This is a genomic window from Asticcacaulis benevestitus DSM 16100 = ATCC BAA-896, from assembly GCF_000376105.1.
Lineage (GTDB): Bacteria > Pseudomonadota > Alphaproteobacteria > Caulobacterales > Caulobacteraceae > Asticcacaulis > Asticcacaulis benevestitus.
The window spans coordinates 120,123-144,091 of the sequence record NZ_AQWM01000004.1; the positions used below are offsets into that span (position 1 = coordinate 120,123).

The following is a 23,969-nucleotide window of genomic DNA, read 5'->3' on the forward strand; positions in this document are numbered from 1 at the left end:
GGATCGCCACGGGTGCGGTCAAGTCTTGTTGAAATTACATCGGTCATGGCCGATAAGGACCGTTCGTCCCCCAAGGAGTCCTCCATGTTTCGCGCCTGCCTGTCCGCCTTCTTCCTGTGCTGCCTTTTGCCCGCCGCCGCCCTGGCGCAAAACGAAAAGGTCGAATTCCCTATCTGGTCACGGACCTATGCCGGCACCCTCGGCAAGAAAACGGTGGAGGTGCAGTTAGAGCGCATAGCCGACACCATAAGTGGCAGCTACTGTTATGCCCCCTGCAAGGACGAGACACGCTACACCCTGCAACTGAAGGGCACGGTGACGGGACAGGTGGCGCAACTCAGTGAAACCATCGGCGTGGCCGCAAAAAGCGGCGCCTGGACGCTTTTTCTCACCGACGGCAGCGCCAAAGGCGCCTGGAAATCGCCCGACGCCAAGCGCGTTCTGCCGATGGTGTTGAACGAAACCAGCACGCCCCCTCCCTATGATATCCGACTGGTGGCCGACACCTTGCCCGACACGGACAACTCTTGCCCCACCCCGCCCGTGGTCCACGAAATCCGGCTCTACCGTAAGGGCAAGCTGGTTCAGGCCTTGCCGACCGAATCGCAAGGCACCTGCTCGATCTTCACGCCGCGCTTCGTCGATATGAATTTCGACGGCCACCTTGATCTGATGATCGCCCAGACTCTGCCGGCCGGCCCGAACATCCCTTACGATATGTGGCTGTTCGATCCGGCGACGCAGACCTTTGTCGCCGCCCCTGCCTCGCTGCTTGATGTCACCTCGCCGGAGTTTGATGCCGAGCATCACAAGGTATGGAACTTCTGGCGCGGCAGTTGCTGCGATCATGGCATCGATGTCTTCACATGGAAGAATGGCAATCTGGAGCCGGACGGCAGCGGTGAGAGCTATGTCATGCCGGTGCGCGTGGGCACCACCGACTATTATTGCTATGTCACGCCAGCCTATGTCGATGGTCGCGTCGGATATCCTGACGCCGCCATCAAGGATGCCAGCGGCAAGGTGGTCGTGCCCGGTGATCTGAAAGGCTGCGATGTCGGCCCTTACATGCTGGAGCGCACCCGCGTCGATGTCTGGCAAAAGAAGGCTGACGGCACGCTGGTTCTGACCGATACGCAAGGGGTAACCTGGCAGAAGACGCAGGTGAACGGCGCCACCCGTTACTGCCCGGTCGTGCCCTTTGTGAACAATGGCCAGATCGTCCCTGCCGCCCTGACCAGCGATCCCGACCTGTGCTCGGAAGACGATCCGAACCCAACCTAAAGCTATGTTACATCACGCATCCGTGATTGTGATTTGGTTCAGGCGTCACAATGCCTTATACGGGGGCGTTCCACGAACCGTTTCCGAGTTTCAATGACGCCCGCCGCCCTACCGTCGCCTGCGCCAAAAAAAGCTGAAATCCGCGCCCTGACCGGGCTTCGTGGGATAGCCGCCCTGTACGTGGTGTTCTTCCACGCCAATGGGCTGGTGGCGTTTCCGCCGCTGGTGAAACCCTTTATCCGTCACGGCTATATGTCGGTGGACCTGTTCTTTATCCTGAGCGGCTTTGTGATGGCGATCACCTATGCCGACTGGTTCCGCGACGGCTTTTCCTTCGCCAGCTTCAAAAAATTCCTGCTGGCGCGCGTGGCACGGATCTATCCGCTCTACATCCTGATGACCGTCATCACCGCGATTGCCATCACCACCGTCCTCAGCAGCACCTATCGCTTCGATGACAATGTGCTGCGCGCCCTGCCTTTCAACATCACCATGACCCACGTCTGGGGGCTGGCCTATGCCATTGTGCCGCCGTCCTGGTCGATCAGCACCGAATGGGCGGCCTACCTGCTCTTCCCCCTCAGCATCTGGCTGGCCATGTGGATGCCGCGTCGCTATGCCCTGCTGGGCGTGGTCGCGGCCTTTGGTGTGCTGGCCGCGGTCGCCTTCGGGCCGCAATGGATGACGCACCACGCGCAGGTCAGCGGTCGCCTCGATGTCGTCCATTCCTATGCGCCCGGCACCACCCTGCGCTGCCTGGCGTCGTTTTATATCGGCCTCGTCGCCTTCCGCTTCAAGGACCTGATCCCGTCACGCGCCAGCGGCGTGCTGGCGGTTCTGGCGCTGGTGCTGCTGTGGTACAAACCGACCGACCTGTGGCTAATTGCGGTTTTCGCCGGCCTGATCATGAGCCTGAGCCACGATGAGGGCTTCGTCGCCCGCCTGCTGCAAAGCCGCGTCGCCTACTGGCTAGGACTGGTGTCCTTCGCGCTCTATCTGGTTCACGACCTGATCCAGAAGATCATCCTGAAATCCCTGCCCGCCTGGGGGCTGGCGGGTGATCTGTCGCGCCTCAACTGGGCGCTGGTCTCCATCGCCTTGTCGATCGGGGTGGCGGCGCTGGCGCACTATTTCTATGAGAAACCGTCCCGCGTCTGGGCGCGCAACCTGATCAAGCAGATGGAAAGCCGTCCGCCGGTTTTCAGCCGCGCCAACTACGCCAAGGTCGTCAACTATGTGCGTTCGGTCGCCATCCGCCCGACCACGCCGGCGGAGTAAGTCTTACGTCACGACGCCGAACGGTAGACGAGTCTACCAGTTGGGATCGGCCGGAAAGCCAAGCAGCGCTTCCTGAATCCGGCGCAGGCTGCCGTCGTTGATATTCTCTGGCAGGGCATCGAGCGCGAAGAAGCCGACATTCTTGATCTCGCCATGCGAGGTCATCGGCACCTCTTCATACTGATCGACGCGAAACAGCAGCACATGGTCGCCGGGGAAAAAGCGCTCATTGCTATGAACGGACAACAGTTTCGGCACCTCGGTCGGGTTGACGCCCGCTTCCTCGCGCAGTTCACGCGCCACGGCGGCATGGGAGGTCTCGCCGCCATCGACACCGCCGCCGGGCAGCCACCAGCCTTCAAGATAGGTGTGCTCGATCAGGAGAACCTCGCCCTTCGGATTGACGACCAGCCCGCGCACGCCCAGCGTCTTGCCGCGCGTCGCCCGCGAATAGGCGAAGAACAGCGGCCGCGAATAGGGTTCTACGATGCGTTTCCAGTCTTCCAAGCGCGTTTTCCGATATCATGAAGAAGGGGCGCACTGTGGCGTCAATCGGCGATGGGCGCAAGATATGACCGTATTAAATCCCTCCCCCTTGTCTCGCCCGCGCAAGCCGTCTAACTATGGGTAAAATCCTTTCAGGGAGTTCTCACATGTTAGCCATCGCTATCCTCGGCTCGTTCCTTATCTTCATGGCCGTCATGAACGTCATCGATTTCGGCCGCATTGACTAAAACAGCCTTAGTTACCGGCGCCGCCAAACGTATCGGACGCGCCATCGCCATTGCGCTGGCCAGGGCCGGCTATGATATCGGCGTCCACTATGGCCGGTCGCGCGAGGATGCGCTTTCGCTTGTCAGCGAGCTTGAGGCGCTTGGCGTCCGCGCCCATGCCCTTGCGTGTGATCTCAATGATGTGGCCGGCGTCTCCGGCCTGATAGATGAGGCGCGCGCTGTGCTCGGGCCGCTCCATGTACTAGTCAACAACGCCTCTGTCTTTGCCGATGACCGTGCCCGCACGCTGTCCATCGAGAGCTGGCAGATGCACATGGACACCAATCTACTGGCGCCCGTGCTGCTATCTCAGGCCTTTGCCGCGCAAGCCGATATCCGCAGCGGCGCCTCGATCATCAACATGATCGACCAGCGGGTGCTCAAGCCCTCCCCGCCCTTTTTCAGCTACAGCATGTCGAAGGCCGGCCTGTGGCACGCTACGCGCACCCTGGCGCAGGCGCTGGCACCAACCATCCGCGTCAATGCGGTGGGCCCAGGGCCTACGCTGAAATCGATCCACCAGAGCGAGGCCGATTTCGCCCGTGAGGCGCGCTCAACCCTGCTGCAAAAGCCGACCTCGCCCGAGGAAGTGGCGGCGGCGGTGATCTATCTGCTCAATGCGCCGAGCGTCACCGGCCAGATGATCTGCGTCGATAGTGGCCAGCATCTCGGCTGGCGCACCGTCGATATGCTGGATCTCTAGCGCCGCCGCTTGGCGTTACCCATCATACCGCGCATCAACTGCCCGACGATAGCGATGCCAATGGAGCGGATGATCGGCACCGCCACCGAGGTAACCGTCTTCATGGTCTGGGCGGCAGCCTTGTCCTTGGCCTTTTGTTCGGCGAGCTGAGCCTTCTCATCGGCCACACGCTGGCGCTCCTCAAGCTTTGCAGCTTGAGCGGCCACTTTCGCCGCTTCTTTTTCAGCTATGGAAGGCGGTGGCGGTGGCGCATCGGCTTGGGCCTTAGCCATACGTGCGCTCAGGATTTCATAGGCCGACTCACGGTCCTTCAGCGCGTCATACACCCCGCCGACCGGTGATTTCGCCATGATGTCGGCGCGCTCCTGATCGGTGGCCGGCCCCATGCGCGAGGCCGGCGGACGGATCATCGTGCGATCGCAGATATTGGGGATGCCCTTAGGGTCGAGCAGCGACACCAGCGCCTCGCCGGTGCCCAGTTGTTGCAGCACATCGATCGTCTTGAACGTCGGGTTCTCGCGGAACGAATCCGCCGCCGCCTTCAGCCCTTTCTGCTCCGAAGGCGTATAGGCGCGCAGGGCATGCTGCACGCGGTTGCCAAGCTGGCCCAGCACCGTATCGGGGATATCGGCCGGATTTTGCGTGATGAAATAGATGCCGACGCCCTTGGAACGGATCAGGCGCACCACCTGTTCGATCTTTTGCAGCAGGGCCGGCGACGACTCATTGAACAGAAGATGCGCTTCATCGAAGAAGAAGACGAGGCGCGGCTTTTCCGGATCGCCGACTTCGGGCAGTTCCTCGAAAAGCTCCGACATCAGCCACAACAGGAAGGTCGAATAGAGCTTAGGATTCTGCATCAGGCGATCGGACGCCAGAATATTGATATAGCCCTTGCCGGCGATATTGGTGCGCATCAGATCTTCGAGACGCAGGGCCGGCTCACCGAAGAAGTGGGCGGCGCCCTGATTTTCCAGGGTCAGCAGGTTGCGCAGGATGGTGGCGACCGTGGTCGGCGACACCTGACCATAGACCTGGCTCAAATCCTTGGCGTTTTCCGAAATATGGTTGAGCATGGCGCGCAGATCGTTGAGATCGAGCAGTAGCAGGCCTTCCTTGTCGGCTACGGCGAAGGCGATATTGAGCACGCCTTCCTGTACATCGTTCAGTTCGAGCAGGCGCGCCAGCAGCAGCGGCCCCATCTCGGAAATGGTGGCGCGGATCGGATGGCCCTTCTGGCCGTAAAGGTCCCAGAAGATGACGGGTGCTGCGGCCGGCGTCAGGTCGAGGTCCATCGACTTTGCGCGTTCGATCAGCTTGTCATTCGGTGCGCCCGGCTGGCTGACGCCCGACAGATCGCCCTTGATGTCGGCGGCAAAGACCGGCACGCCGGCGTCGGAAAAGGCCTGGGCCAGAATCTGCAGGGTGATCGTCTTGCCTGTCCCGGTGGCGCCGGCCACGAGCCCATGTCGGTTGGCGCGACTGTAGAGCAGGATTTCCGGTTGCGTGGCTTTGCCGACAAACGCGCCAGCCTGGGTGTTGGTGTCCGCCATGATCTTGCTCCCTTTGAATCTCGTTTTGTTTTATCGCACGCCCGAAGATGGCGCCAGTGCGGGCCGCATGCGTTTTTGTAAGTAACGCCGCATCGGCATCTCGAAATAATGAAAGCTCAGCCAGCCCAGTCCGGCGGCGGCCGCCATAAAAGCCAAAAGCGCCAGCGGCGAGCTGAAAATCTGCGCCCGCTCGGCAAACGGCAGGCGCGCCATCGCCAGCATGATCGCCAGTTGCAGCGGGAAATGGATCAGGTAGATCGAATAGCTGATATCGCCGATCCACGAAATCTTGTGCAGACGGTCACGGCTGAGCCCTGCGGTACGCCAGTGATCCTGCATCAGGCCCAGCGCCAGCAGGGTGAGCGGCATGACGACATAGAGAAAGCCGACGACGCTGAAAATGGCGGCGAACAGGCCGGGTTCGAGCAGCACATTGATCGGGTGGAAGGCGCGCGCATAGCTGACGCCCCACAGAACCGGCAGCAAGACCGACAGGGCCAGCACAAGACGTTTGCGCCACGGCGCGTGCGCCGGCTTGCGCAGCGCCTGCACGGCGTAGAAGACCAACCCGCCCTCGTAAAAGCTCGGCACGCCGCGCACGAAATCGACCGTCGGATCGCTCAGAATACGGATGACCACACCCGCCCCGAACAGGATTGCCAGCACCCAGATGCGGTTGAGGCGCCAGGCGCAAAGCGCGAAGAACAGGGCATAGAGGAACACCTCGACAGAGATCGACCACGCCGGGCCGTTGTACGACTGCTCGGCAAAGGGCAGCCATTGCTGGATCATCAGCACGTTCAGAACGAAGTTGAGTGGCGTATCCTCATTATAGATGAAATCCTCGCCATAAAGGCTGCGATACGCCACTTGCAGCCCGACCACCGCAAGCAGGGTGACGATATAAAGCGGATAAAGCCGGGCAAAGCGGGCGACGAAAAAGCCCCACGGACCGGTGCGGCCTTCCTCGATCGCGCGGGCATAGAGCCAGAAGAAGACATAGCCCGAAATGGCGAAGAACAGTTCCACAAAGAACTGGCCGTACAGATAAAACGGCATCAGCACGGCGCTGAACGGCATATGGGCGTAGTCGAAACCGGCCGCGTCGCTGATCAGCAGGAAGTGTTTGTAATGAAAGAAAACGACCACGATCGCCGCCAGACCGCGCAGGATATCCAGTTCGTAAAAGCGGGCTTTCCTTGGGTGTAAAGGCGGGGCGACGGACAAGAGATTTTAGGTCTGGCGTTCGACGCTGTAGACTGCGAGGCTTTCCAACGCCTGACGCCACGCCCCCTGATCGAACAGGCTCAAGGCCGCACGCGCCATATCGGCATAACCGCGCGCCACGGAACGGGCGGCATCCAGCGCGCCGCTGGAGATCATCAGGCCTTGGGCGTGCTGGAAATCGCCCGGCTTTTGCTCACGTTTGCCAACCGTGCGTTCCCAGAAAGCCGAGTCGCTGCCGCTGGTGGCCGCCATAGCGAGGATCAGCGGCAGGGTCGATTTGCCCTCCGCGAAATCGTCACCGGCGTTCTTGCCGAGATCAGCGGCATCGCCCTGATAATCGAGGATATCGTCCTGAATCTGGAAGGCGAGACCAAGGTTCATACCGTAGCTGTAGAGCGCCCTGATCTTCTCTTCCGAAGCGCCAGAGGCCACAGCACCGCTTTCGGAAGCCGCCGAAAACAGGGCCGCCGTCTTCGATGAGATGATTTCGATGTAATCGGCCTGGGTCAGGGTCAGGTCGAAGGCCTTCATCAACTGGAGCACCTCGCCCTGGGTGATGATGGCCGAGGCCTTGGAGAGGATATCGAGCGAGCGCAGGCTACCGGTTTCGACCATCAGCTCAAAGGCGCGGGCGAACAGGAAATCACCAACCAGAACGGAAGACGGCGCGCCCCATATCAGGTGCGCGGCCACCTTGCCACGGCGCAGTTGCGAGGAATCGACCACGTCGTCATGCAAAAGGGTGGCGGTATGGATGAACTCGACCGCGGCCGAGAAATTGTGGTGGTGGGTATTGGTGGTGCCGCACAGGCGGGCCGCCGCCACGCACAGAAGCGGGCGCAGGCGCTTGCCACCGGCGGCGATCAGGTGCGCCGCCAGGGCCGGGATGACGGCCACTTCGGACCGCATGCGCGCGGTGATCAGGGCATTGATATCGACCATGTCGGGTTCGCACAGGCTGACCAGCGCCTTGACGTCCGCCTTGACGAGTTCTGGCGTGGCATCTGGCGCGGGACGTACAGTATCGATATTGGCCGAATCCAAGGCGGTTACTCCTGACATTAACTTTTAGGCCATAAACCGCCTTGACGGTACAGGCAATGCCCCGCGATACTATTTAGGCACTTAACTTGTGACAGTTCACGGCCTTGGCGCCGGAAAAATATCAGAAAACGATCCGGCGTATGACTGAGGACATCCCTCATTTTCTCACAGATGTGACCGAGACGCACCTCCTTGGGGGCCGCGTCAAAGTGATGCAGCCGCAAAAGGGCTATCGCATCGGCATGGACGGCGCGCTTCTAGCGGCCGCCTGCGCGTCGATTCCCAAGGTTAAGACCGGGCTGGAACTGGGCTGCGGCGTCGGCGGCGCCCTGCTGTCGCTGAAAGCCCGCTGTCCGGCGCTCCGGCTCAGCGGCATCGAGCGCGAAGCCGGCTATGTGGCGCTGGCGCAGGACAATGTGCGGCTAAACGCTGCCTCACACACCAACATTATCGAGGGTAACATCGGCCAGGGGTACAAGTCTCTTATTCCTCCCCTGCTTGCGGGAACCTTCGTTCCGAGGGAGGTGGCGGGCGAAGTCCCGCCGGAGGGGGCATCTTCCACTCTCCCCCCCTCCCGTTTCGATCTCGTTTTCTCCAACCCGCCCTATTTCGACGATCCCGACCTGTTGCGTGCGCCGCACGACACAAAACGCCCCGCCTGGATCGCCGATGACGGCCTGGACGCCTGGCTCGATTTCGCGCAAAGCGCCGTGGTCGATGGCGGCCATATCGTCTTTATCCATCGCGCCGACCGGCTGGCCGATATCCTCGGTGGCTTGTCGAAGAAGTGCGGCTCTTTCGTCATCCGTCCGGTTCTGCCCTTCGCCGACCGGTGCGCCAAGCGCGTGCTGGTCAAGGCGCAAAGGCTTGGCAAGACGCCGTTGCGACTGCTGCCGCCGCTGATCCTGCATGACGATGGCGAGCGCAAGCATACACCCGAGGTCGAGGCTATTCTGCGCGGAGACGAGGCGTTGAAATGGTAAGCCGATCCGCCAAAAGCCCTGCGCCCTTAAGGCTCAGATGCTGGCCGTTGAAATAGAGCACACCGGTTTTTGGTTCATAAACCCGACAACGCTCCGCATCGCACAGCACCTCCGAGGGCCGCAGAACCTCCAGACCGTGCGCGGCCGAGAAAGCATCCAGTTCGCTGATGGTGCGACCATTCACCGTCTCGAACTCCGTCCGGCTCATCCCGACGCCGGCCGGATCGCGCCCCAGTCGCATGGCCAGCCCGACCTGAGACGGCGGATCAAAGTCGTAGACCGGCAGCGGATAGACCAGCACCACCCGCTTGCCGGAAACCTGCAAATCGAGCGCGCTCAGTTGCAGGCCGGTCAGCATGGCAGCAGCCTTATCCGCATCATAGCGCCGATAGTTCAGCACCAGCACCACGGTTTTGATGTTGGGATCGGCTTTCAGATGCAGCAGCATGTCGGCATTGTGCGCCCGGCAGGCGCGGTTATAGGCGATGACGTACCCGACGCTCGGCGGACAGGCCGAGGCCGTGATCTGGCGCACGCTGGCGCCGGTGAGGCGGTCACCCAGGGCCCGCGCCAGTTCGGCGCCTTCGCTGTCGCCCCAGATGGCGACGGCGGGCGCGGCTTTCGCATCGCCGTAGATACAGGTGTCGCGATACGCGATGCGGGCATCCTTGCCGAGGTGACAATGGCGGCGGTCGTGATTGTAATCGTCCGTGGCGGCGAAAGCGGCCTGTTCGGCGGCATTGAAGCGCTGCGGCAGGCCCTTGGCGTCGAAAATCAACAAGGTGACGATAATCGACAGCGCCATGGCGCCCAGCGCCATCGGCCAGACAAACCGCAGGCGCTTTTCGAGAAACGGCTGTTCGATATAGCGCCGTGACAGGGCCGCCATGACAAAGCCGAGCCCCACCACCGGCAAGGCGATCCACACCGAACCGCCGAACATCAGCCGCGCATAGACCAGCAGCGGCCAGTGCCAGAGATAGAGCGAATAGGAGATATCGCCGGTAAAGGTCAGGGGTGGCGCGGCGATCAGTTTATTGCCCCAGCCGTCATGCGTGAGCAACAGCAGGGCCGCGCCGAGGCAGGGCGGCAAGGCCCACAGGCCGGGAAACGGCAGGCGGTCGTTCAGCAGGATCGGGCTGGCGATCATCAAGGCCAGCCCCAGCATCGACAACCATCGCCTGAGCGCGTCGCTTAAGCGCAACCGCGCCTGCGCCCAGACGCACAACGCACCGATCAAAAGCTCAAAAGCCCGTGTGGTCGGCAGATAGAAAGCGGCTTCGGGTTTGGTGGTGATCTGAGCCAGCATCAGCGACAGCAGCGCCAGCGCGCCCAGCACCGGCCACAGGAAGCGCCGCACAAACCTTTGCAAGGCCAAAAGGGCCAAGGGGAAGATCAGGTAAAACTGTTCCTCGACGCCGAGCGACCAGGTGTGCAGCAAGGGCTTGAGGCTGGAGGCGCTGTCGAAATAATCGGCCAGATGGGCAAAGGCAAAGTTCGACAGGAACAGGGTGGTGAAAAACTGGCTGTAAACCAGTTCGCTGAGCAGCTTCGGCGGCAGGATCAGCAGGCCTGAGATCAGCGTAAACGCCATCACGGCATAGAGCGCCGGAAACAGCCGCCGGATGCGGCGTTGATAGAAGTCGCGCAGGCGAAAGCCGCCGGCCTCCATGTCCCGCAGCAAGATCTGCGTGATCAGGTAGCCCGATATAACAAAGAAGATATCAACGCCGGCAAATCCTCCCGGCAGCGCCGCAGGGCTGACGTGAAACAGCACCACCGCCAGCACAGCGATGCCGCGAAGCCCCTGAATATCAGCGCGTTTATGCAAAGGCGTATCCGTCATGCTCCACGCTTAGCACGTGAACCCTGGCGGTAAAATATGTAAGCGCCCTCGCCCCGGCTTCGGAGCGAGGGCCAGGGCCAGGGCCAGGGCCGTTAGACCAGGGAGCCAAGCATGGCGCGTTCGAAGCCTTTGGTGTCCTCGCCGCGACCGGCGCGGATCTTTTCTACCCACTCCGGATCGGACAGCAGCGCACGGCCGACCGCCACCAGGTCAAATTCGCCGTCATCGAGGCGCTTGAGCAGGCCGTCGATCGAGGCCGGATGCGACACCTCGCCGCCGAAGCCGGCGATGAATTCACCCGACAAGCCGACCGATCCGACCGTGATGGTCGGTACGTTGGTGATCTTCCTGGCCCAGCCAGCGAAGTTCAGCTCGGAGCCCGCAAATTCCGGCTCCCAGAAACGGCGCTGCGAGCAGTGCAGGATATCGACGCCGGCATCGACCAGGGGCTGCAGCCATTGCTCCATCTCGGCCGGGGTGGCGGCGATCTTGTAATCGAACGCGCCCGGCTTCCATTGCGACAGGCGCAGGATGATCGGGAAGTCCGGACAGACCGCCGCGCGCGCCGCTTTCACGACCTCGGTGGCGAACAGGTTGCGCTCGGCGATGGTGGCGCCGCCCCACTTGTCGGTGCGCTTATTGGTGGCGTCCCAAAAGAATTCATCGATCAGGTAGCCGTGGGCGCCGTGCAGTTCGATGGCATCGAAGCCGATCCGCTTGGCATCACCCGCGGAGCGGCCGAAGGCGGCGATGGCGTCGGCGATATCGCTTTCCGACATCGCCGCGCCAACGCTGGCGCCATCAAGCCCAAGGCCCGACGGCGAATCCATCGGCGTCGGGCGGTAATCGGGCGTGTTGCCGAAGGCCGCACCCGTGTGCCAGATCTGCGGGGCGATCTTGCCGCCCTTGCCATGCACGGCCTTGACGACCTTCGCCCAGCCTTCGAGCGCTTCGCCGTAGATATTGGGGATGTTGGCTTCGTTCTTCGAAGCCGGACGCTCGATCACGGTGCCCTCGGTCAGGATCAGCCCGACCTTGCCCTCAGCGCGGCGCTCGTAATAATCGGCCACCGCCTGATTGGGGATACCACCCGGCGAGAAGTTGCGCGTCATCGGCGCCATGACCACGCGGTTCGGCAGGGTCAGGGACTTCAGCGAAAAGGGCGAAAACAGGGTGTCGAGGGACATGCAGCAGCTCCAGTGAATTGCATCTGTCGCTGATATGGTTACGGCATGGTGCGCTGCAAGAGGAACCGCACTTATTTCCACAAACCGTCGAGAACCTTCTGCGCCATCACCTTGAAACGCGACGCCATGGCGCCGTCGGGCTCCAGAGCCGTCAGCGGACGCGCTTCGTCGCAGCCCTTGCGCATCGCCGGATCAAGCGGCACTTCGCCAAGGAACGGGATTTTCAACGCCTCAGCCATTTTCTTCGCGCCGCCGCGGCCGAAGATCTCCAGTTCCGAACCATCGGGGCTTAAGAAATAGGCCATATTCTCGATCACACCCAACACCTCGATGCCGGTCTTGCCGAACAGGGTGACAGCGCGACGCGCATCCGAGAGCGCCATTTCCTGCGGGGTGGAGACCACCACCGCACCATCGATCAGCGTCTTTTGTGTCAGGGTAAGCTGCACATCGCCGGTGCCGGGCGGCAGGTCTATGACCAGCACGTCGAGCGGCTCTTCCGCCGTGCCCCAGCGGCTTTGCGTCAGGAGTTGAGTCAGGGCCTGCGAGGCCATGGGGCCGCGCCAGATCATCGCCTGATCGGGATCGACGAGAAAGCCGACCGAATTGACCTTGAGGCCAAAGGCTTCCGGCGGCACCATCAGCTTGTCAGCGCCAAATTCGGGCGGCTTGGAGATGCCGAGCATGACCGGCGCCGACGGCCCATAGATATCGGCGTCAAGGAAACCGACGCTTAAGCCCAATTGCTGCAAGCCGATGGCCAACCCCAGCGATACGGTCGATTTACCGACGCCGCCCTTGCCCGAGCCGACCACGATCACGCGCTTCACGTGGTTCGGCCGCACACCGGCGACCGGTGCTTTCGGACGGCTGTCCTCGACCGCCTTGTCGGAAAGCCTGGCCGAGGCGGCTTTCTGCGGCTGCGGATTGGGCGCCAGTTCGGCGGTCAGGACGACCTGCGCCTTCTTGACGCCATCGAGCCCCGCCAGCAGCTTTTCAGAGGCCAGACGGATCGGGCCGTACTGCGTGACGCGGTCCTGCGGCACTTCCAGCATGAAGCCAACGCGCTCAGGCGAAACGATCAGGGCGCGCACCAGACCAGCGTCGGTCAGGCCCTGCCCGCTCATCGGATCGATGATGGTGTTCAGCGCCGTCAGCACCGTTTCCTTGTCAAGCATCGAGGAACCTCTTAGGAGTTAAGTTGAGCTCCACATAGGCCCTTAGCCCCCTCGTTTAAAGTCCTAAATGCCCGAAACTCACCGCCCGCTTTATCTGCTCGCCGGCCCGACCGCATCGGGCAAATCGGCCAGGGCGCTGGCCTGGGCGCAAAAGACCGGAGGTGCAATCCTCAATGCCGACTCCATGCAGCTCTATGCCGATGTGCCGTTGCTGACGGCCCGGCCGGATGCCGCCGACACCGCGCAGGCGCCCCATCTGCTCTATGGTCACCTCGACGGACAAACCCTATGGTCGACCGGCGACTGGCTGCGCGCGGCCCGTCCCCATATCGCCGAAGCGCTGAGCGGCGGTCGGCCTTTGTGCATCGTCGGCGGCACCGGCCTCTATTTCAACGCGCTGGTGCACGGTCTGGCCGAGATTCCCGAAATCGACGACGCCGTGCGCCTGAAAGCGCGCGCCGCCTATGACGACATGGGTGAAGACGCTTTGCGCAACATCTTGCGGCAGCACGATCCAGAATCGGCGGCGCGCATCATGCCGAATGACCAGCAGCGCCTGGCGCGCGCCTATGAGGTGTGGCTGCAAACCGGCCGTTCCCTGACCGACTGGCAAAACCAGACCGTGCCGGAATTGCCTGAGACCACCTATCATCTCGACATCCTGCATCCGGACCGCGACTGGCTTTATGAACGCTGCGACCGCCGTTTGCAGATCATGCTCGATCACGGCGCCCTCGATGAGGTCCGCGATCTGATGGGTAAAGGCCTGACGCCCGACTGGCCGATCATGCGCGTGCTCGGCCTGACAGCGTTCGTCGCCTGTCTGGCAGGGGCCATGACGCTGGAAGACGCCCTCTCCCTGGCGCGGCAAAAAACGCGCAACTACGCCAAGCGCCAATCGACCTGGTTCCGTAACCAGTTCAAAAAACAAGATTATAAACTAGAATAATAGCAACCGCGCCTTGCACGCCGATCTGGAAAATTATACCTTCGGTCGACAAGACCTGTGGGGGGGGGATTTTCATGATATCGATCAACCGTCGCGCACTTGTGCGTTTTTCCGGTTCGGCCGCCGCTCTGGCCAGCCTGCCGTTCACCGTCCGCGCCGAAGACGCGCCGGCGACCACGGACGTGCCCCTGCCGCCGATCGACATTTTCGCCGAGTCGCCGCTGATCGATGAGATCGCCCTGTCGCCCGATGGCAAGCGCGTCGCCATGGTGACCCAATCCGGCGACGCCAAACTTCTGATGACCTTCAATGTCGATGACATAAAGCCGAAAACCCTCAGTCTGGGGCCGATCAAGGTCCGCAACCTGTTCTGGGGCGATAATGACCGGGTCGTCGTCATCGATTCCCAGACGACGTCACTGCCGCAATTCACCGGCAGAAAGCAGGAAATGTCGCTGGGCCGCGTCATCGATCTCAAGACCAACAAGCTGCGCACCTTGTTCGAGCGTAGGGAGGACTTCTATTCCATCGTCGTCGGTGGCGTGACCCGGGTCAAGGTCGACGGCGAATACCGGCTGATGGCGTCGAATTACCGCATGAGCGGCGAATATAATAGGTGCCTGTTCAGTTTCCCCCTCGATAAGGCCGGCGACAGGCTCATCTATGAAAGTTCAAAGGATACACAGAACTACGTCATAGCGCCCGATGGTTATGTCGTCGCCTATGCCGAATTTATCGACGACCGCAAAAAATGGACTCTCTATTATAACCGGGCGCCGCGCGGCAAGATGGGCATCTTCAAGCCGATCTATGAACTTAAAGAGGCGCTGGACTATCCGTCCCTGCAAGGCCTGGGACGTGATGGCGCGTCGGTCGTCGTCTATTTCAACAAGGGCGAGACCAAGGGCGAATACCACGAAATCAATGCCGAGGGCATTATGGGGCCGTCGCTCGATACCAGCGAAGACGTTGGCAGCACCGATGCCCTCTTCCATCCGGTCACAAGCCGCTTTGTCGGCTTCGCTCGCACCGATGATTGGATCAAGTACGATTACGAAGACACGTTGCTGAGAAAGCTGGCCGGTGCCCTGACAGCTGTCCTCGGCGAAGATTACCGCGCTGCCATCATCGAATTCGCCGAAGATCCGCGCAAGATGATCATTTATGGCGAGAACGCCCAGGACGCCGGCACCTATTTTTTCGTCGACCTCTCGACCGGAAACACCAGGCTTCTGGCTATGAATTACGATAAGCTGCCGACCGAATGGATCACCGAAAAAAAGCCGATCACCTACAAGGCCGCCGACGGTCTGGAGATTCACGGCTACCTCACCCTGCCGCCGCGAAAGCCCGCCAAGGCCCTGCCGCTCGTCGTGCTGCCGCACGGCGGACCACAGGCGCGCGACCGCATTGGTTTTGACTGGCAAGTTCAGGCCCTGGCCGCCAACGGCTATGCCGTTCTGCAGCCCAATTTCCGCGGCTCCTCAGGCTACAGCAGCCGTTTCGTCAACGCCGGCCATGGCGAATTCGGCCGCAAGATGCAGACCGATCTGTCCGACGGCGTGCGCGATCTGGTCAAGCAGGGCATCGTCGATCCGAAGCGCGTCGCCATCATGGGCGCATCCTATGGCGGCTACGCGGCACTGGCCGGCGCCACGCTCGATCCCGGCGTCTATACGTGCGCCATTTCGATCGCCGGGATTTCCGATCCCAAGAGCTTCAATGAGTTTATCGCCGAAAAAGCCGGCGGAAGCGACAGTTCCTCGGTTCTGTACTGGAAGCAATTCACGGGCGATCCGAAAAACTGGGACGCCATTTCGCCGGCACGTCAGGCCGCCAATGCTTCGTGCCCGATATTGCTGATTCACGGCACCGACGATACGGTTGTGCCGATCGAGCAAAGTCGCCGCATGGAAAGTGCGCTAAAAAAGGCCGTCAAGCCGGTCGAGTTCGTGACCTACAAGGGTCAGGATCACTGGGAAACTGTCGGCTCGGCGCGCGTCGAGATGATGAAGGCGGCCATGGCTTTCCTAGGTAAATATAATCCGGCTTAAGGTTTGCGGGAGGTTGCCATCTTCGGCCAAAAGGCGAAAACTAAGGCAATATTTGTGGGGGATTTTTCATGACGTCCAGTTTTAACCGTCGCCGTTTGTTGATTACTGCCAGCGCGGGCGCTTTTACAGCCATCCTTGGGCCGGAAGTTCTGGCGCAAACCCAGCAGGTTCCGCCTGTGCCGACACCCGAACAATGGGCGAAATCACCAGCGCTGGACCATGTCTGTCTCTCCGCCGATGGCAACCATATCGCCTATATTAAGGAAGACGGCGGCACCAAGTACCTGCACGAGTACAATATTGCCGACAACAAATTTCAAACCTTCAACCTCGGCAAGGCAAAGATTTCCGACCTTTTCTGGATCGACGACATTCACCTTGTTCTGTCGACACTGGCCACCGGAAAAGAAGACGCCTTCGCAGGCGGACGTAGTACGTTCCAGATTGTGAGCATCTACAATCTGCAAACCCAGACCATCAATGTGCCTTTCAGCCAGATCGAAGGTTTTAAAAGCTTCGTGATGGGCGGCGTGAATGTCGTTGCGCGCGATGGCAAACGCCAGCTTACGGCGGCCACCTATCCGATAAACTTTGATGAAGCCAAATATCTCTACAGCTTTGATCTGGATAAGTCGCTCAAATACGATTTGATGGATCGCGCGCCTTGGGAAACTCACAAGTGGGTTCTCACACCCGAAGGCGAGATGGTGGCCCGCAGTCTTTATTACCCCAAATCAAACACCTGGATTTTGCAATACAGGATGAATGGCGCCTGGAAAGACATCTATACTACGAAATCCGAAATTGACTATCCCACTCTGATTGGCCTTGGTCGCGACGGCTCATCCGTTGTTGTTTACAAAGAAGGTGAACGCGGGTTGGAAGGGAATTATTACGAAGTGACGCCAGAAGGCGTATTTTCAGCTCCTCTTCCTATCGAGGGAGCGAATTCAGGTCCTATTTTCGATCCCAAAACCTTCCGCCTATGTGGATATCGTGGCTATGACGGCTGGGTAAATTATCATTATGACAATCCCACCATGCAGGACCTAGTCAAAAAGGCTCAGGTCGCTATGACTGGTTATCGCATGATGATCACCGATTATGCCGATGATCCACGCAAAATGATCGTCTATTCGGAAGGTGACGATGATTCCGGCACCTATTATTATATTGATTTCGTCTCTGGAAAAAACATAACCATTGGAGAGGCTTACCCCGATATCCCGTTTGAGTGGATCGCCGTCAAAAAGGCAATCAAATACAAAGCAGCAGATGGGCTTGAAATCGAAGCCTATCTGACACTGCCCCCTAATCGTGAAGCCAAAAATCTGCCCTTGGTGGTCATGCCACACGGAGGCCCTATCGCGCGGGATGGCCTCGAATATGATCGTGAGGCGCAAGCCTATGCTTCGCGCGGTTATGCGGTTCTGCAACCCAACTATCGCGGTTCGGAAGGCTACGGCAATGCATTTATAACGGCCAGCTACGGACAATGGGGCAAGAAAATGCAGACAGATTTATCGGATGGTGTTCGCTATCTGGCAGCGCAGGGACTGGTGGATGCAAAGCGGGTATGCATCATCGGCGCCTCCTATGGTGGTTATGCCGCGCTGGCCGGCGTCACCCTTGATGCAGGCGTCTATAATTGCGCTGTCGATGTGGCCGGCCTTGCCAACCTGCGCACCTTCCTGGACTGGTCGCGCGATTATGATGCCGGGCAAAAGTCAACGACCTACAACTTCTGGAAAAGATGCTTTGGTGATGAAAGTAATCTTGATAGCGCCTCCCCTATCAAGAACGTTAAAAACGTCAATGTGCCGATATTGATCGTTCATGGCAAGGATGACACGGTCGTGCCAATCGAGCAAAGTACGAGCATGGTTTCAGCCCTGAAAACCGCCGGCAAGGATGTCACCTTCGTTCAATATGATCACACGGATCATTGGGAAACCAACGAAGCCTCGCGGATCGATATGTATAAAACGATTGTCGCCTTTATCGAGAAACACAATCCTCCGACATAGCCTCAAGGCATAGTCGGGGCCGGTGTTTCATCGCTGTTGCCGGCGGCGATATAGGCTTTGAGCGAGAAGCCTTCGGGGAAATTGACGCTGGGCGGGTAGGACAGATCGGCCACCCGCCAGCCCGGCGGCGTCGCCGTGAAGGCATAGATCACCGTGGTCGGTTCGTCGAAATTCTTGAAACGGGCAGTCACGGTTGCGCTGTCGCCACTCATGGGCGTGGCGGTGACCGTAACGTCGCTGATCTGAAAATCCTGACCGTTAGCGAAGACATCCCAGTCGATCAGCGGCAGATCGCCGTCCGGCGCACTTGTGGCGGCGGTATAGAGCGCCTCAAGGGAGTCGGTGAAGAAGGTCTTCTGGCCTTCGGTCGGTGATTCCGGCGCCTCGGTCGGTGGCGCCTGGTAGCCGGCGTAAAGTGTCTTGATGATGGTGACGGGATCGGGACCCGGTGTCGCCGCATGCGCGGTCTGAACGAGCAGGGTCGCCAGAGGCAGGACAAGCAAGGTGCGGCGCAGCATGACGGACTTCCCCCGAAAGCAGATTTCGGGAGCATAATCCAGACCACACCGCGCCGCCACGCACATTATGTAACCATTCCAGCAGCTCAAGCGCCGCATCGGCGGCGGCGGGCCTTGCCCTTGCCAAGATGCTTTCAGCACCTTGGAGGCAGACTATTTTAGAGCGCCTTGATGGCGACCTTTTCTTCGGCGCGGGTGATTAGCGGATTGCGCAGGCCATAGGCGTAGGGCGCGGCCGTGATCTCAAACACGTCGCCGTCCTTCGTCTGGATACCGTCGGCGAACGACGCCGTGGCCGTGCCGAAGCAATGGACATGCACATCGCCCGGCTGGCGGAACAGGTCGTATTTGAAGTGATGGTGCTCAAGGTTATCAAGCGAGTGGGACATGTTGTCCTCGCCCGAGATAAACGGCTTTTCCCAGATGACCTCATTGCCACGCCAGATGCGCGAGGTGCCGCGCACGTCCTTCGGCAGGTCGCCGGTCAGGATTTCGACGCCAAGCGACGCCGGACGCAGCTTGGAGTGGGCCAGCCACAGATAGTTCTGCTTCTCGGTGACGTGGTCGGAAAATTCGTTGGCGAGGGCATAGCCGATGCGGTACGGCGCGCCGTCGTCACCGATGACATAGATGCCGGCCATTTCAGGCTCTTCGCCGCCGTCTTCAGCGAAGGCGGGCGATTTCAGCTCGGCGCCGGGGCCGACGAGCGTGGTGCCATTGCCCTTGTAGAACCATTCCGGTTGTGCGCCGACGATGCCGGCTTCGGGCTTGCCGTTTTTCACGCCCATCAGGAACATGCGCATGGAATCGGTCTGGGTTTCGGCAGCCGCCGCGGCCTTGTGCATCTTGTCGCGACCTTCGGCGGAACCGAGGTGGGTCAGGCCGGTGCCGGTGACGTGCAGGTGAGCCGCGTCGGGGTGATCGATCGGCGCCAGGACACGGCCTTCCGACAGGGCAACCGCCACGTCGATCTCGTCGCCCAGGCCTTGCGTCTCGACCTGCGCGGCCAGGGAAGCCTTGGCGGCAATGGCCTTGCGGGCCAGTTCGTAGGTTGAGCTGACGCCATTAATGCTGCGCGCCGATCCATCTGCCTGCGCGGCCAGAACGCGGCGCTCGCCTTCCGGCGTGACAATCTGTATAAGACGCAGGGTCATTTAAAACTTCCTCTCTGTTGCGCACATGATCGAGGCCATGCACGCCATTAACTCAGACAAATGGCTATATTCTAAGCTCTTTAGCTTGTAAATTCACTTTGTCAAACAGACAATTCAATGTCATGTGTTGGGCTAAGGAAACACATATGCGAAAACCCATCCCTGCCTCTGCGTCAACCTCTGCCACCGATCCGAAGTCGACCGGCAGCCGCCTGAAAATCAGTCCGGCCCGCGCCTTGCGCGGCGATGTCCAGCATAATGCCGCCACCCATGGCCATACCATGTATCAGGGCCGCCTGCACGGCGCTCTGGCGCATCGCCTCGGCGTCGACATCCTTCGCGGCACGTTCAAGTCCGGCGAGATCCTGCCCAACGAAATCGAATCGAGCTCGAAACTCGATATTTCGCGCTCGGCCTATCGTGAGGCGATTCGCATTCTGGCCGCCAAGGGCATGGTCGAAAGCCGCCCCAAAACCGGCACGCGCGTCACCGAGCGCGAGCGCTGGAACCTGCTCGATCCCGAAGTGCTCGGCTGGATGTTTGAAACCGAGCCCAGTCAGGACTTTATCAAGTCGCTGTTCGAGCTGCGCCTGATCACCGAGCCGGCCGCCGCCGAACTGGCCGCCACCCGTCGCACCGAGGCGCAGATCGAGCAGATGCGCAGCGCGCTGGAGATCATGAAGCGCGAAACCTTGCAATCGGAGACAGGCCGCCGCGCCGATCTTGATTTCCACCACGCCCTGATCCAGGCCACCTGCAACGAGGCTCTCGCCTCGCTGTCGAGTTCGATCGAGGCCGCCGTCTCTTGGACCACGCGCTACAAGGCGCGCCACAACGCCCTGACGCGCGATCCGGTGCCCGACCATGAGCGCGTGTTCGAGGCCATCGAACGCCGTGACGCCAGCGGCGCGCGCTGGTGCATGGAATCACTGATCCGCATGGCCCACGAAGACACCCAGCGCACCTTTTCCCAGTAGTCGTCCCCCACATTTACAGGCGCAACAGGACGCACCGTCAAATTGTTGCTTTATTTTGTACGATATATGCTTTTTTTATTGTCTGACTAATGCCTGCGCGGTATGTAACGGTCAGAAAATCATAAACGCGCGCCCGGCCCTTCGTCATTTTTAGCCGGCGTGGCGATACAGGAATGGAAAGCCGGCGCCGCACCACGGCGTCATCAGTTCACAAGAAGGATGGTATGATGTTGGTTACGAAAAGATTTGCTCTGGTCGCCGGACTGGGCACGCTGATGCTGCTCAGCGCCTGCTCGGACAAGGCCCCCAAGGGCGATACGGCGGTCACGGCGGCTTCCGCCGGCGTCACCGCGACGCGCGCATCGTTTGGCGCGCTGTCCGATGGCACGGCCGTCGAAAGCGTCGAACTGAAGAACTCCAAGGGCATTTCGGTCAAGCTCATCACCTATGGCGCCGCCATGCAGAGCCTGCTGGTGCCTGACAAGGATGGCAAGGCCGCCGACATCATCATCGGTTACGACACGATCGAAGGTTACGAGAAGACCCCGAACTTCACCAATGTCACGGTCGGCCGTTACGCCAACCGCATCGCCGGCGGCAAGTTCACGCTCGACGGCAAGACCTTCACCCTGCCGCTGAACGACAAGACCAACACCCTCCACGGCGGGCCGAAGGGCTGGGACAAGCTCAACTGGACGATCAAGGACGTGAAGTCCGGCGCCAATGAAGCCTCGGTCACCTTTACCCTGACCTCCAAGGATGGCGATCAGGGCTTCCCCGGCACGGTCGTCGCCGACGTGACCTACACCCTGACCGAAAACAACGATCTGTCCTTCACCTACAAGGCCACCACCGACAAGCCGACCGTGGTCAACCTGACCAATCACGGCCTCTATAACCTGGGCGGCATCCCTGCCACCCGTCTGGCCACCGACGCCGAACTGAAGATCGAATCCGACGCCATCCTGCCGGTCGACAAGGCGCTGATCCCGACGGGCAAGGAAATGCCGGTCAAGGGCACGCCGTTCGACTTCACATCGCCGGCTCTGGTCACCGATCGCGTCAAGTCGACCGATCCGCAGATCGTTATCGGCAATGGCGGCATCGACCACAACTACGTCATCCGTGGCGGCCTGACCGCGGCGCCGAAGCTGGCTGTTACCCTCGAGGACAAGACCTCCGGCCGCGGCATGACCATCTCGACCACCGAGCCCGGCGTGCAGATGTATACGGGCAACTTCCTTGACGGCAAGATCGTCGGCAAGGGCGGTCAGAGCCTGGTGAAATATCAGGCCATCGCCTTCGAAGCCCAGCGCTATCCGGACAGCCCCAACCACCCGGCCTTCCCGACCACGCGTCTCGATCCGGGCCAAACCTACACCCAGACCACTGTCCATCACTTCTACACTGTAAAGTAAACCGACCCTATGTCCGATTCCGTTACCCCCCAAAAGCTCCGTTCACGCGCCTGGTTCGACAATCCGTCCAACCCGGATATGACGGCGCTCTATCTCGAACGCTACATGAACTTCGGCCTGTCGCTGGAGGAATTGCAGTCGGGCAAGCCGATCATTGGCATTGCCCAGACGGGGTCGGACCTTTCTCCCTGTAACCGCCACCATCTGGTGCTGGCCGATCGCATCCGCGAAGGCATCCGCGAAGCCGGCGGTATCGCGCTCGAATTTCCGGTCCATCCGATTCAGGAAACCGGCAAGCGCCCCACCGCCGGTCTCGACCGCAACCTGGCCTATATCGGCCTCGTCGAAGTTCTGTACGGCTACCCGCTCGACGGCGTCGTGCTGACCATCGGCTGCGACAAGACCACCCCCGCCTGCCTGATGGCTGCGGCCACCGTCAATATCCCCGCCATCGCCCTCTCGGTCGGCCCCATGCTCAACGGCTGGTACAAGGGCGAGCGCACGGGTTCGGGCACCATCGTCTGGAAGGCTAGAGAACTGCTGGCTGCCGGCGAGATCGACTATCAGGGCTTCATCAAGCTCGTCGCGTCGTCCGCGCCTTCGACCGGCTATTGCAACACCATGGGCACGGCCACCACGATGAATTCGCTGGCCGAAGCCCTGGGTATGCAACTCCCCTATTCGGCCGCCATTCCGGCGCCGCACCGCGACCGTCAGGAAACCGCCTACCTCACCGGCAAGCGCATCGTTGACATGGTGCACGAAGACCTGAAGCCTTCGGACATCCTGACCAAGGACGCCTTCGTCAACGCCATCCGCGTCAACTCGGCCATCGGCGGCAGCACAAATGCGCCGATTCACCTCAACGCTCTGGCCCGCCATATCGGCGTCGATCTCCAGGTCGAGGAATGGCAGGAATTCGGCGAAGAAGTGCCGCTGCTGGTCAATCTGATGCCGGCCGGTGAATATCTCGGCGAAGATTACCACCATGCCGGTGGCGTGCCCGCCGTCGTCAAGCAACTGATGAATCAGGGCCTGATCCATGAGAACGCCATGACCGTCAACGGCAAGACCATTGGCGAAAACTGCGCCAAGGCCGTGATCGAAGACGAAAAGGTCATCAAGCCTTACGATCAGCCGCTAAAAGAGCGCGCCGGTTTCCGCGTCCTGTCGGGCAATCTGTTCGATTCGGCCGTCATGAAGGTGTCGGTCATCTCGCCCGAATTCCGCGAGCGTTACCTGAACAATCCGGCCGATCCGCAGGCCTTTGTCGGCCGTGCCATCGTGTTTGACGGCCCCGAAGATTACCACCACCGCATCGACGACGGGTCGCTCAATATCGACGAGCACTGCATCCTTTTCATGCGCGGCGCAGGCCCCATCGGTTATCCGGGCGCCGCCGAAGTGGTCAACATGCGTTGCCCCACCTACCTGATCAAGCGCGGCATCCATTCGCTCGCCTGTATCGGTGATGGCCGTCAGTCCGGCACCTCGGGCTCGCCATCGATCCTCAACGCCTCTCCGGAAGCGGCGGCCGGCGGCAATCTCGCCCTGCTCGTCACCGGCGACAAGGTGCGCGTCGATCTCAACACCAACACGGTCAATGTCCTGATTTCCGATGAGGAACTGGCACAGCGCCGTGCGAAACTGGAAGCTGAAGGCGGCTACAAGTATCCCGCCAGCCAGACGCCGTGGCAGGAAATGCAGCGCCGCACCGTCGGTCAGATGGGCAGCGGCGCCTGTCTGGAAGACGCCATCCAGTTCCAGCAGATTGCCCAGACACGAGGCCTGCCACGCGATAACCACTAGGCCTTAG

Annotated in this window: 19 protein-coding genes; 10 read left to right on the forward strand and 9 right to left on the reverse strand. The window is 60.6% G+C overall.

Annotated elements, in window-relative coordinates; translation table 11 throughout:
* Positions 1–84 precede the first annotated feature (84 nt).
* Both B060_RS0107835 and B060_RS0107840 read left to right on the forward strand, forming a co-directional pair.
* Positions 85–1,284, forward strand: a complete 1,200-nt coding sequence (locus tag B060_RS0107835) for an XAC2610-related protein (protein ID WP_018081220.1) — start codon at positions 85–87, stop codon at positions 1,282–1,284.
* 93 nt (positions 1,285–1,377) lie between these two features.
* Positions 1,378–2,562: an acyltransferase family protein gene (locus B060_RS0107840; RefSeq protein ID WP_018081221.1), complete on the forward strand. Its 1,185-nt coding sequence runs from the start codon at positions 1,378–1,380 to the stop codon at positions 2,560–2,562.
* A 33-nt stretch (positions 2,563–2,595) separates the two neighbouring features.
* Here the strand turns inward: B060_RS0107840 and B060_RS0107845 are convergent, their stop codons facing one another.
* Positions 2,596–3,069: an NUDIX domain-containing protein gene (locus tag B060_RS0107845; RefSeq protein ID WP_018081222.1), complete on the reverse strand. Its 474-nt coding sequence runs from the start codon at positions 3,067–3,069 to the stop codon at positions 2,596–2,598.
* A 219-nt stretch (positions 3,070–3,288) separates the two neighbouring features.
* On the opposite strand from B060_RS0107845, the gene B060_RS0107855 reads away from it, so the two are divergent.
* Positions 3,289–4,038 carry an SDR family oxidoreductase gene (locus B060_RS0107855; protein WP_018081223.1) on the forward strand — a complete coding sequence of 250 codons (750 nt, stop codon included), beginning with the start codon at positions 3,289–3,291 and terminating at the stop codon, positions 4,036–4,038.
* Here the strand turns inward: B060_RS0107855 and B060_RS0107860 are convergent.
* The 3 genes from B060_RS0107860 to B060_RS0107870 are packed head-to-tail and all read right to left on the reverse strand — an operon-like array spanning position 4,035 to position 7,862.
* A complete protein-coding gene (locus B060_RS0107860; RefSeq protein WP_018081224.1) occupies positions 4,035–5,591 on the reverse strand; it encodes a helicase HerA-like domain-containing protein in 1,557 nt (518 codons plus the stop codon). The genes B060_RS0107855 and B060_RS0107860 overlap by 4 nt on opposite strands.
* Before the next feature lie 30 nt (positions 5,592–5,621).
* The gene (locus B060_RS0107865) at positions 5,622–6,818 is read right to left on the reverse strand and encodes an acyltransferase family protein (RefSeq protein WP_018081225.1); all 1,197 of its coding nucleotides are present in this window, start codon (positions 6,816–6,818) and stop codon (positions 5,622–5,624) included.
* A 6-nt stretch (positions 6,819–6,824) separates the two neighbouring features.
* A complete protein-coding gene (locus B060_RS0107870; protein WP_018081226.1) occupies positions 6,825–7,862 on the reverse strand; it encodes a polyprenyl synthetase family protein in 1,038 nt (345 codons plus the stop codon).
* A 140-nt stretch (positions 7,863–8,002) separates the two neighbouring features.
* On the opposite strand from B060_RS0107870, the gene B060_RS0107875 reads away from it, so the two are divergent.
* Positions 8,003–8,845: a tRNA1(Val) (adenine(37)-N6)-methyltransferase gene (locus B060_RS0107875; protein WP_018081227.1), complete on the forward strand. Its 843-nt coding sequence runs from the start codon at positions 8,003–8,005 to the stop codon at positions 8,843–8,845.
* On the opposite strand, the gene B060_RS24055 is transcribed toward B060_RS0107875, so the two are convergent.
* The 3 genes from B060_RS24055 to B060_RS0107890 form a co-directional block, all read right to left on the reverse strand.
* Positions 8,811–10,691: an acyltransferase family protein gene (locus B060_RS24055; RefSeq protein WP_018081228.1), complete on the reverse strand. Its 1,881-nt coding sequence runs from the start codon at positions 10,689–10,691 to the stop codon at positions 8,811–8,813. The genes B060_RS0107875 and B060_RS24055 overlap by 35 nt on opposite strands.
* 92 nt (positions 10,692–10,783) lie before the next feature.
* Positions 10,784–11,878, reverse strand: coding sequence for an NADH:flavin oxidoreductase (locus B060_RS0107885; RefSeq protein WP_018081229.1), 1,095 nt, complete (start codon positions 11,876–11,878; stop codon positions 10,784–10,786).
* Positions 11,879–11,949: 71 nt separating this feature from the next.
* Positions 11,950–13,056, reverse strand: a complete 1,107-nt coding sequence (locus B060_RS0107890; RefSeq protein ID WP_018081230.1) for an Mrp/NBP35 family ATP-binding protein — start codon at positions 13,054–13,056, stop codon at positions 11,950–11,952.
* Positions 13,057–13,123: 67 nt separating this feature from the next.
* Between B060_RS0107890 and miaA the strand changes: the two genes are divergently transcribed.
* The 3 genes from miaA (at position 13,124) to B060_RS0107905 (ending at position 18,086) form a co-directional block, all read left to right on the forward strand.
* Positions 13,124–14,005: a tRNA (adenosine(37)-N6)-dimethylallyltransferase MiaA gene (miaA, locus tag B060_RS0107895; RefSeq protein WP_018081231.1), complete on the forward strand. Its 882-nt coding sequence runs from the start codon at positions 13,124–13,126 to the stop codon at positions 14,003–14,005.
* Positions 14,006–14,079: 74 nt separating this feature from the next.
* On the forward strand, positions 14,080–16,059 hold the full coding sequence (locus tag B060_RS0107900) for an alpha/beta hydrolase family protein (protein ID WP_018081232.1): 1,980 nt from the start codon (positions 14,080–14,082) through the stop codon (positions 16,057–16,059).
* A 68-nt stretch (positions 16,060–16,127) separates the two neighbouring features.
* On the forward strand, positions 16,128–18,086 hold the full coding sequence (locus tag B060_RS0107905; RefSeq protein ID WP_018081233.1) for an alpha/beta hydrolase family protein: 1,959 nt from the start codon (positions 16,128–16,130) through the stop codon (positions 18,084–18,086).
* 2 nt (positions 18,087–18,088) lie between these two features.
* Here the strand turns inward: B060_RS0107905 and B060_RS0107910 are convergent, their stop codons facing one another.
* Positions 18,089–18,604 (reverse strand): hypothetical protein, encoded by a 516-nt coding sequence (locus tag B060_RS0107910; protein WP_018081234.1) that lies wholly within the window; start codon positions 18,602–18,604, stop codon positions 18,089–18,091.
* Between the two features lie 158 nt (positions 18,605–18,762).
* Entirely contained in the window at positions 18,763–19,758 is a 996-nt protein-coding gene (gene araD1 / locus B060_RS0107915) for an AraD1 family protein (protein WP_018081235.1), read from the reverse strand.
* Between the two features lie 146 nt (positions 19,759–19,904).
* Between araD1 and B060_RS0107920 the strand changes: the two genes are divergently transcribed.
* The 3 genes from B060_RS0107920 to B060_RS0107930 all read left to right on the forward strand — a co-directional run bounded on the left by B060_RS0107920 (position 19,905) and on the right by B060_RS0107930 (position 23,962).
* The gene (locus B060_RS0107920) at positions 19,905–20,735 is read left to right on the forward strand and encodes a FadR/GntR family transcriptional regulator (RefSeq protein WP_018081236.1); all 831 of its coding nucleotides are present in this window, start codon (positions 19,905–19,907) and stop codon (positions 20,733–20,735) included.
* Positions 20,736–20,959: 224 nt separating this feature from the next.
* Positions 20,960–22,153, forward strand: a complete 1,194-nt coding sequence (locus B060_RS0107925; protein WP_035422771.1) for an aldose epimerase family protein — start codon at positions 20,960–20,962, stop codon at positions 22,151–22,153.
* Positions 22,154–22,162: 9 nt separating this feature from the next.
* A complete protein-coding gene (locus B060_RS0107930) occupies positions 22,163–23,962 on the forward strand; it encodes an IlvD/Edd family dehydratase (protein ID WP_018081238.1) in 1,800 nt (599 codons plus the stop codon).
* The last annotated feature ends 7 nt before the right edge of the window (positions 23,963–23,969 follow it).